Here is an 8,862-nt window from a genome sequence, read left to right on the forward strand (position 1 = left end):
CGAGCCCTTCTGGCCGATGGCGACGTAGATGCAGCGCACCTGCTTGTTCTTGTCGCCCGAGTCCCAGTTGGCCTTCTGGTTGATGATCGTGTCGATCGCGATCGCCGTCTTGCCGGTCTGGCGGTCGCCGATGATCAGCTGGCGCTGGCCGCGGCCGACCGGGATCATCGCGTCGATCGCCTTGATACCGGTCTGCATCGGCTCGTGCACGCTCTTGCGCTGCATGACGCCGGGAGCCTGGAGCTCGAGGGCGCGGCGGCCCTCCGACGCGATCTCACCGAGACCGTCGATCGGGGTGCCGAGCGGGTCGACGACGCGACCGAGGTAGCCGTCGCCGACGGGCACCGAGAGCACCTCGCCCGTGCGGGTGACCTCCATACCCTCCTCGATGCCGGTGAACTCACCGAGCACGATGACGCCGATCTCGTTCTCGTCGAGGTTGAGGGCGAGGCCGAGCGTGCCGTCCGCGAAGCGCAGAAGCTCGTTGGCCATGGCGCCCGGAAGCCCCTCGACGTGCGCGATGCCGTCGGCCGCGTCGACGACCGTGCCGACCTCCGTCTTCGAGGCGGCGCTCGGCGTGTACCCGGCGACGAAGTCCTTGAGCGCGGAGCGGATCTCGTCGGGGCTGATGGTGATGTCTGCCATTGTCTTCTCTGTCTTCGAGGGGTCGGTGAGCCGGGATCAGCCGGCGAGCTGGAGTCGGAGGTCGGAGAGGCGCGACGACACGGTGCCGTCGACGACCTCGTCGCCGACCTGCACGCGCAAGCCGCCGAGCACCGAGGGGTCGACGATCACGTCGACCTGCACGGGGCGGCCGTACTGCGCCGAGAGGGCGGTCGAGAGCCGCGTCTGCTGCGCGGGGGTGAGCGGGGATGCCGCCGTCACCGTCGCGAGGACGCGCCCCGCCGCGGAGGCCACGGTCTCGGCGGCGCTCGACACGAGCTCGCCGATACGGCGCCCGCGCGGGCTCTGCACGAGGTGGCTGAGGATCGCGACGGTCGCCGGCGAGGCCTTCGTGCCGATGAGCTTCGTGATCACGTCGGCCTTCGCCGCAGGCTCACCGAGCTTGCTGCCGAGCGCGAGCTCGAGGTCGGGGTCGGACGCGATGGCGCGGCCCACGGCGAACAGCTCGCCTTCGAGCCCGGCCTTCTCCCCCGCCGCGGCCGCGAGGGCGCGGATCGCCAGGGTCTCGATGCCGTCGACGAGCTCGTCGGAGTTCGACCAGCGCGACTCGACGACGCCGCCGAGCAGCTTCGCCGCCGTCGCGTCGAGCGCCGTGAAGATGCGCCCGAGGAGCTTCGACTTCTCGCTGGCCGGAATGGACGGGTCGGAGAGCAAGGCTCGGAGCTGCGACGAGCTCGCGATCGCGCGGCCCGCCGCCAGCAGCTGCTCGCCCGTGGCGAGCTGGACGCCGGACACGGCATCGAGCTGCGCGGTGGCGGCGGCGAGAGCGTTGCGGGTCGCGGATCCCATTACTTCTTGCTCGCCTTCTCCGACGCTTCGAGGTCCGCGAGGAAGCGGTCCACGAGCGCCGTCGACTTCTTGTCGTCGTTCAGCGCCTCGCCGATGACACCCGACGCGAGGTCGAGCGCGAGCGAACCCACCTCGGCACGGAGCGAGACGAGTGCGGCGGCGCGCTCGGCCTCGATCTGCACCTGGGCGTTGGCGGCGATGCGTGCGGCCTCGGCCTGCGCGGTCTCGCGCGCCTCGGCCACGATCGCGGCACCCTCGACACGGGCCTGCTCGCGGATGCGGCCGGCCTCGGCACGGGCCTCCTCGAGCTGCGACTCGTACTCGCCCTTGGTGGCGGCGGCCTCGGCCTGCGCCTCTTCGGCACGCTTGAGCCCGCCCTCGATGGCGTCGGCACGGGCGTCGAGCGCCTTGTTGAGACGCGGGACGACGAAGAAGCCGATGACGAGCAGCAGGGCGACGAAAATGACGCCCGACCACAGGATGTCGTAGAACTCGGGAAGGAGCGGATTGATGTCCGCTGCTTCTTCCGTGGGTTCCGCGGCGAGGAATGCGCGCAGCATCCCGACCTCCTAGATCTGGGGGGTGCTTACGGGAAGGGGATGAAGCCCGTGGCGATCGCGATGAACGCGAGCGCCTCGGTGAACGCGATACCGATGAACATGAGGCCCGTCAGACGGCCCTGGAGCTCGGGCTGACGCGCGACCGACTCGATCGTCTTGCCGACGACCAGGCCGACGCCGATGGCCGAACCGATCGAGGCGAGGCCGAAGGCGATGGGAACGAGGTGACCAGAGATTTCCACGAGGGTTTCCTTTTCTTTCTGGGTGCTTACTAGAGGGCTCCGGCGAGGCCGGCGGGTCAGTGCTCGTCGGCGAGCGAGAGCTGGATGTAGACGGCGGCGAGGAACGTGAAGACGTAGGCCTGCAGCACCGCGACGAGGATCTCGAACAGGGTGAAGACCGCGCCGAAGGCGAAGGTGCCCAAGCCGAGGAGACCGATGAGGTCGCCGTTGGCGAGGAGCGTGAAGAAGAAGAAGTGCGTGGCCGAGAAGCACAGCACGAGCAGCAGGTGCCCGGCGATCATGTTCATCAGGAGTCGGAGCGTGAGCGAGACAGGCCGCACGATGAACGTCGACAGGATCTCGATGAGCGCCACGACCGGCAACAGCACGCCCGGGACGCCGCTCGGCGCGACCGCGTTCTTGAAGAACCGGAGGCCGTGCTTGCGGATACCCGCGTAGATGAAGAGCACGTAGGCGACGAGCGCGAGCAACAGGGGTGTGCCGATGACCGACGTGCCGGCGATGTTGAGGAACGGGATGATGCCCGTGATGTTCAACCCGATGATGAGGAAGAACATCGTCATGAGCGGCACCATGAACCGCTTGCCGTCCTTCTCACCGAGGGTCTCGATGATGATGTTGTTCCGCACGAAGCCGAGGAGGAACTCGGTCACGACCTGACCGCGCGTCGGGATGACGCGCATGCGGCGCGTGGCGATGAGCAGCCACACGATGAGCACCGTCACCACCAGGAGGCGGATGAGCATGATGCGGTTCAGCTCGAACGGGGTGCCCTCGAAGAGGATCGCCGGCGGGAAGAACTCGTCGAGCGAAGGCCCGTGGAACTCGCCGTCGCCGGGGTCGGCGCTCGGCAGAGCAGGCAGGAAGGGGGTGAGGAAGTTCAGGGCTTTCTCCTGCATCGGGGCGCGTCTACGCGCGGCGATCGAAAGGGGAAGGTCGTGCTCCTCACACTACCAGGGGATTGACGACCCGGGCTCCGCGCGAGCCGGGCGTTCTCACTCACCGGAACGCTCGTCATCGGGGAGCGCGACGTCGAGCGGGATGCGGCTGCGCTGGAAGGCGACGACGTCGGCCACGAGCGATCCGAGCACGCCGACGATCGCCGTGATGCCGAAGGCACCGGGGTCGATCCAGTCCTGGCCGCGCAGCCAGAGCGAGAGCACGAAGAACAGGATGAGCTTGAGCGTCCACACGCCGAGCACGACGCCGAGGAACGCGGGGCTCGTGAGATCGCCGTTCGAGACGCGCCCGGCGAGCAGGATGCTCAGCGCGGTGAGGCCCAGGAAGATCCCGGAGAGCGCGCCGCCGAGCAACCCGCCGGCGAGGCCGGGAGTCCCGGCGGCGAGGAACCCGAGCGCCCCTCCCCCGAGGGCGACGAGCGCGGTCAGCACCGCGCCATAGCGCAGGGAACGGAGGAGCAGCGGGCGGACCGTCACGAAGACGCCTCCTTCTCGTGCAGTCGCTCGAGGGCGTGGGCCGCCTCGGCGTCGGTGTGCGCGGTGTAGGTCGCGGACGCCGCGGCGGCATCCAGCGGGTCGAACTCGGCGACCCCTGCGTCGGCGGCGAGCTCCGCGGACGCGCTCTGCACGGCGGCCTCCGCGGCCTTGCGGCGGCTGAGCGGCGCGAGCGTGATGATCGTGCAGACCAGGAAGCCGACGATCATCACGAGCCCGCCGACGACGAGCCCGTGCTCGGGCAGCAGGAACAGCAGCATCCCACCCGAGGCCACCGCCGTCCATGCATAGAAGATGACGACCGCGTGAGTGTGCGAGTGCCCCATGTCGAGCAGGCGGTGGTGCAGGTGCATGCGGTCTGCGCTGAAGGGCGACTTGCCGGCGCGCAGGCGACGCAGCACCGCGAGGGTGAAGTCGGCGAGCGGCACGATGAGCACGGCGAGCGGCAGGATGATCGGGATGAAGGTCGGCAGTGCCGCCGTCGCCGTGATCGACTGGGGCGCGATCTGACCGGCCAACGCGACCGTCGACGTCGCCATGAGCAGGCCGACGACGAGCGCTCCCCCGTCGCCCATGAAGAGCCGCGCAGGCTTGTCGTCTCCGCGTCGCCAGTTGAACGGCAGGAACCCGAGGCACGCACCGATGAGCGCCGCCGTGATGAACTGCGCGAGGTTGAAGTAGTCGCTCTGCTCGGTCGGGCCGTACGACACCGCATAGCCGTAGATGAAGAACGCGCCGCTCGCGATGATCGCGACGCCGGCGACGAGACCATCGAGGCCGTCGATGAAGTTGACGGCGTTCATGACGAGCACGACGACGAAGATCGTGAGCGCGAGCGACTGGTACGACGACAACGAGAAGAGCGTGCCGGGCAACGGCAGCCAGCCGATCTGCACGCCCTGCCACGCGAGGATGCCGGCCGCCAGCACCTGCCCGGCGAGCTTGGTGAACCAGTCGAGGTCCCAGATGTCGTCGATGACGCCGATGACGACGATCAGCAGCGCGGCGGCGAGCACCGCCGGGACCTGCAGCGGCTCGCGGAAGATGAGCGCGAGCGGAGGAAGGAGCGAACCGATCCCGAACGCCACGAGGATGCCGAAGAAGATCGCGACACCGCCGAGCCGTGGCGTCGGACGCGTGTGCACGTCGCGCTCGCGGATCTTGGGATACAGCCGGTACCGGTGGCTGAGCTTCCAGATGAGCCACGAGCCACCGAAGGACACGGCCGCAGAGACGCCCAGCACGAGGACGTAGAAGATTATGCGCATCGGCCGGACCCCACGACCTCGATGATGGCCGCGTCCGACACGACGCCGTGCCGCAGGATGCGGAGCTTGCCGTCGGGATGTTCGAGCGCCGTCGCGTCGACGATCGTCGACCCGGTCCCGGGCGCCGCATCCGGGTAGCCGACCCCGGCTGCTCCGGCCTCGAGATACACCGCGACGGCGTCGCCGAGCGCGGTCTGCGCCTCGGCCGCGGTCATCGCCGCGGGCTCGCCCGTGCGGTTGGCGCTCGACACCGCGAGCGGACCGGTCTCGGACAGCAACTCGAGGGCGATGCGATCACTCGGCATCCGCACGGCGACCGTTCCGCGAGTCTCGCCGAGATCCCAGTCGAGCGTCGGCCGGGCGCGCAGCACGATCGTGAGTCCGCCGGGCCAGAAGCGGTCGACCAGGTCGCGCACCTCCGGCGGAACGACCTCGGCGAGCGCATCGAGGGTCGGGATGCCGGGTACGAGGACGGGCGGCGGGGCCGTGCGATCACGACCCTTCGCGTCGAGCAGCCGCTGCACGGCATCCGGGGAGAACGCGTCGGCGGCGACGCCGTAGACGGTGTCGGTCGGCAGGACGACGAGCTCTCCGCGGCCGATGGCCGCCCGGGCGAGACGCATCCCGGTCAGCAGTTCGTCGGGGATGCTCGTGTCGTACAGAGCCATGGCGGGATCCACCCTAAGCCGTGTCCGGTGGCACGACCTGCGTGCGCGAGGATGGAGGTGCCATGGGTCTCCTCTTCATCTTCGACATGGACGACGTCCTCTACGACTACGAGTGGCGCATCCGGATGGCGGGGCTCACCGAGCTGACGGGGCTGGACTTCACCGAGTTGCGCCGCCGCTGGTGGAACGAGCAGGGCGAGTGGGCCGCCGAAGCCGGTCGCTGGCCCGACGGCGACGCCTACCTCGCGGCCTGGTCGGCGGCGATCGGCACCGATCTGCCGCGCGACGTGTGGGTCGCGAACCGCGGCTCGGCGATGCGTGCCCGACCCGAGGTGCTGTCCTCCGTCGCGCGGGCGCGCGAGCTCGGGCGCATCACGTTGCTCACCAACAACAACCCCCTCGTCGAGGAGCACCTGCCCGAGCTGGCTCCCGAACTCGTCCCGCTCTTCGGGCGCGAGCACCTGCGCTCGTCGAGCCGCTACGGCGCACGCAAGCCCGATCCGGCGGTCTTCGAGCGCGTGCTCGCGGCCTACGACGAGCCCGCCTCTCACGCCTTCTTCGCCGACGACCTGCCCGAGAACGTCGCCGGCGCCGCGTCGGTCGGCATCACCGCGCATCTCTACGTCGACCCGGCGTCGCTGCGGGATGCCATCGAGCAGTTCGCCGCGGAACGCGCCGAACTCGCGGTTTGAGTGCCCGCCGCAGGCGGGTGTATGGAGACCCCTCCTGCGAGTGAGCCGGGGCGGTTTCGAGACGCGTCGCGCTGCGCGCGGCGCTCCTCAACCCGCGAGGTGGGCCGTCGTCGCCCGGTCGCGACCGAGGAGGTCGCGCGTCGTGGACGGTGCGCTCCAGCCGTCGGCGGTGAGGAGCTCGCGGATGGCGTCGCCCTGCAGCTCGCCGTGCTCGAGCACGAGGACGCCACCCGACCGGAGCAACCGCCGCGCCGTCGCGGAGACGGCGCGGACGACATCCAGGCCGTCCTCACCCCCGTAGAGCGCGACCTCGGGGTCGTGCAGGCGCACCTCGGGGTCGCGCGGGATCGCACCGACGGGGATGTACGGCGGATTCGAGACGACCACGTCGAGGGTGCCGACGAGTTCGGGAAGGGTGTCGGCCACGTCGGTGAGGTCGGCGAACACGAGACGCAGGTTGGCCGCGCCGATCGCGGTCGCGTTCTCACGCGCCCAGATGAAGGCACGCGGCGAGTTCTCGACCGCGACGATCTCGGCGGGCGGCACCTCGGTCGCGAGTGCGAGTGCGATGGCGCCGCTGCCCGTTCCGAGGTCGGCCGCACGGGGAGTCGGCGACGGAACGGCGAGCAGGGCGTCGATGCCGAGCTGGGCGACGTACTCGGTCTCCGGACGCGGGACGAAGACCCCCGGCCCGACCGCGAGTTCGAGCTGCCGGAAGGCGGCGCGGCCGGTGAGGTGCTGGAGCGGTTCGCGGGCCGCCCGACGCTCGACGAGCTCGAGCACGGCGTGGCGCTGCTCGCCGTCGACGCCGGAACCGGTGACCGCGCGCGCCTGCAGCTGCCCGCGGGAGACGCCGAGCACGTGGGCCAGGAGCAGCTCGGCGTCGACCTCGGGCGACGGAACGCGAGCCACCGTGAGGACGCTCACGGCATGGTCGAGCAGGTCGCGCACGTTCACCTGGATGCCGTCAGCTCTGCTCGGCGAGCTCGGCGAGGCGCGACTCCTCGTCGGCCTGGATGCACGAGTCGATGACCGGCTGGAGGGAGCCGTTCATCACCTGGTCGAGGTTGTAGGACTTGTACCCGGTGCGGTGGTCGGCGATGCGGTTCTCGGGGAAGTTGTAGGTGCGGATGCGCTCGGAGCGGTCCATCGTGCGGATCTGCGTCTTGCGCTGATCGGACGCGGCCGCGGCGATCTCCTCCTGCTGCCTCGCGAGCAGCCGTGCGCGGAGGACGCGCATCGCGGCTTCACGGTTCTGGATCTGCGACTTCTCGTTCTGCATCGACACGACGATTCCCGTCGGCAGGTGGGTGATGCGCACCGCGGAGTCGGTCGTGTTGACGCTCTGCCCGCCCGGACCCGACGACCGGAAGACGTCGATGCGCAGATCGTTCGCGCTCACGTCGATCTCTTCGGGCTCGTCGACCTCGGGGAAGACCAGCACCCCCGTCGTGGAGGTGTGGATGCGCCCCTGCGACTCCGTGGCCGGGACGCGCTGGACGCGGTGCACGCCGCCTTCGTACTTCAGGGATGCCCACACGCCCTGCGCGGGATCCGTGGCGTTCGACTTGATGGCGACCTGCACGTCCTTGTACCCCCCGAGGGCGGAGGAGGTCGCACCGAGCAGCTCGGTCTTCCAGCCGCGGGACTCGGCGTAGTGCAGGTACATGCGCAGCAGGTCGGCGGCGAAGAGCGCCGACTCCTCGCCGCCCTCCCCGCCCTTGATCTCCATGATCACGTCGCGGCCGTCGTCCGGATCGCGCGGGATGAGCAGACGCCGCAGGTTCTCCTCGGCCGTCGCCAGACCCTCTTCGAGACCGGGGACCTCGGCGGCGAACGCCTCGTCCTCCTTGGCGAGCTCGCGTGCTGCCGCGAGGTCGTCCTGCGCGAGCGCCCAGTCGGAGTGGGCGCGCACGATCTGGCTCAGCTCGGCGTAGCGCCGGTTGACCTTCTTCGCGCGCCCCGCGTCCGCATGGATCGCCGGATCGGAGAGCACCTGCTGGAGCTCCTCGTGCTCGGCCAGGAGCCCCCGGACCGATTCGAACACGTCGACCCCTTAGTGGTGCCCGTTGCCGTTCGCCGGCAGGGACTTCTGGATCTGCACGAGGAACTCGACGTTCGACTGCGTCTCTTTGAGTTTGCTCAGCACGACCTCGAGCTGCTGCTGCGGGTCGAGGCCGGCGAGCATGCGACGCAGACGCGTCGTGATGAGCACCTCCTCGCCCGTGAGCAGCTCGTCTTCGCGACGGGTGCTCGAGGCGACGATGTCGACCGCGGGGAAGATGCGCTTGTCGGCGAGCTGACGCGAGAGGCGCAGCTCGGAGTTGCCGGTGCCCTTGAACTCCTCGAAGATCACCTCGTCCATCTTCGAGCCGGTCTCGACGAGCGCGGTCGCGAGGATGGTCAGCGAGCCGCCGCCCTCGAGGTTGCGCGCCGCACCGAAGAAGCGCTTCGGCGGGTAGAGCGCCGACGCGTCGACGCCACCCGAGAGGATGCGCCCCGACG

General features: G+C 69.9%; 11 protein-coding genes and 1 pseudogene. 1 reads left to right on the forward strand and 11 read right to left on the reverse strand.

Annotation, left to right across the window (positions count from 1 at the left end; genetic code table 11):
* The 8 genes from ACO1X9_RS01140 to ACO1X9_RS01175 all read right to left on the reverse strand — a co-directional run.
* Nucleotides 1-645 (reverse strand): F0F1 ATP synthase subunit alpha (locus ACO1X9_RS01140; RefSeq protein WP_486348995.1); only part of this gene is annotated, 645 nt, incomplete at its 3' end.
* A gap of 36 nt (nt 646-681) precedes the next feature.
* On the reverse strand, nt 682-1,473 hold the full coding sequence (locus tag ACO1X9_RS01145; RefSeq protein WP_486348996.1) for a F0F1 ATP synthase subunit delta: 792 nt from the start codon (nt 1,471-1,473) through the stop codon (nt 682-684).
* Nucleotides 1,473-2,033 carry a F0F1 ATP synthase subunit B gene (locus ACO1X9_RS01150; RefSeq protein WP_486348997.1) on the reverse strand — a complete coding sequence of 187 codons (561 nt, stop codon included), beginning with the start codon at nt 2,031-2,033 and terminating at the stop codon, nt 1,473-1,475. The genes ACO1X9_RS01145 and ACO1X9_RS01150 overlap by 1 nt, the downstream gene beginning before the upstream one ends.
* 26 nt (nt 2,034-2,059) lie before the next feature.
* Nucleotides 2,060-2,275, reverse strand: coding sequence for an ATP synthase F0 subunit C (gene atpE / locus ACO1X9_RS01155; RefSeq protein WP_486348998.1), 216 nt, complete (start codon nt 2,273-2,275; stop codon nt 2,060-2,062).
* A gap of 56 nt (nt 2,276-2,331) precedes the next feature.
* Complete coding sequence (gene atpB / locus ACO1X9_RS01160; protein ID WP_486348999.1) at nt 2,332-3,174, reverse strand: F0F1 ATP synthase subunit A; 843 nt, start codon at nt 3,172-3,174, stop codon at nt 2,332-2,334.
* Between the two features lie 96 nt (nt 3,175-3,270).
* Nucleotides 3,271-3,711, reverse strand: a complete 441-nt coding sequence (locus ACO1X9_RS01165; RefSeq protein ID WP_486349000.1) for a Cg1360 family ATP-synthase-associated protein — start codon at nt 3,709-3,711, stop codon at nt 3,271-3,273.
* Complete coding sequence (locus ACO1X9_RS01170) at nt 3,708-4,997, reverse strand: MraY family glycosyltransferase (protein WP_486349001.1); 1,290 nt, start codon at nt 4,995-4,997, stop codon at nt 3,708-3,710. The genes ACO1X9_RS01165 and ACO1X9_RS01170 overlap by 4 nt, the downstream gene beginning before the upstream one ends.
* The gene (locus ACO1X9_RS01175; RefSeq protein WP_486349002.1) at nt 4,988-5,665 is read right to left on the reverse strand and encodes an L-threonylcarbamoyladenylate synthase; all 678 of its coding nucleotides are present in this window, start codon (nt 5,663-5,665) and stop codon (nt 4,988-4,990) included. Before ACO1X9_RS01175 ends, ACO1X9_RS01170 begins: the two co-directional genes overlap by 10 nt.
* A 62-nt stretch (nt 5,666-5,727) precedes the next feature.
* On the opposite strand from ACO1X9_RS01175, the gene ACO1X9_RS01180 reads away from it, so the two are divergent.
* Nucleotides 5,728-6,357 (forward strand): HAD-IA family hydrolase, encoded by a 630-nt coding sequence (locus ACO1X9_RS01180; RefSeq protein WP_486349003.1) that lies wholly within the window; start codon nt 5,728-5,730, stop codon nt 6,355-6,357.
* Nucleotides 6,358-6,444: 87 nt separating this feature from the next.
* Here ACO1X9_RS01180 and prmC read toward each other — a convergent pair whose 3' ends face one another.
* The 3 genes and pseudogenes from prmC to ACO1X9_RS01195 all read right to left on the reverse strand — a co-directional run.
* The gene (prmC, locus tag ACO1X9_RS01185; protein WP_486349004.1) at nt 6,445-7,314 is read right to left on the reverse strand and encodes a peptide chain release factor N(5)-glutamine methyltransferase; all 870 of its coding nucleotides are present in this window, start codon (nt 7,312-7,314) and stop codon (nt 6,445-6,447) included.
* Between the two features lie 10 nt (nt 7,315-7,324).
* Nucleotides 7,325-8,404, reverse strand: coding sequence for a peptide chain release factor 1 (prfA, locus tag ACO1X9_RS01190; protein ID WP_486349005.1), 1,080 nt, complete (start codon nt 8,402-8,404; stop codon nt 7,325-7,327).
* A gap of 9 nt (nt 8,405-8,413) precedes the next feature.
* Nucleotides 8,414-8,862 (reverse strand): annotated as a pseudogene (locus ACO1X9_RS01195) (transcription termination factor Rho); the annotation flags it as partial.

Source organism: Pseudolysinimonas sp. (genome assembly GCF_057350545.1).

Bases quoted from the DNA above. Each gene is read 5' to 3' on its own strand.
- ACO1X9_RS01145 (WP_486348996.1), bottom strand. From the start codon at position 1,473: ATGGGATCCGCGACCCGCAACGCTCTCGCCGCCGCCACCGCGCAGCTC.
- ACO1X9_RS01150 (WP_486348997.1), bottom strand. From the start codon at position 2,033: ATGCTGCGCGCATTCCTCGCCGCGGAACCCACGGAAGAAGCAGCGGAC.
- atpB (WP_486348999.1), bottom strand. From the start codon at position 3,174: ATGCAGGAGAAAGCCCTGAACTTCCTCACCCCCTTCCTGCCTGCTCTG.
- ACO1X9_RS01170 (WP_486349001.1), bottom strand. From the start codon at position 4,997: ATGCGCATAATCTTCTACGTCCTCGTGCTGGGCGTCTCTGCGGCCGTG.
- ACO1X9_RS01175 (WP_486349002.1), bottom strand. From the start codon at position 5,665: ATGGCTCTGTACGACACGAGCATCCCCGACGAACTGCTGACCGGGATG.
- ACO1X9_RS01180 (WP_486349003.1), top strand. From the start codon at position 5,728: ATGGGTCTCCTCTTCATCTTCGACATGGACGACGTCCTCTACGACTAC.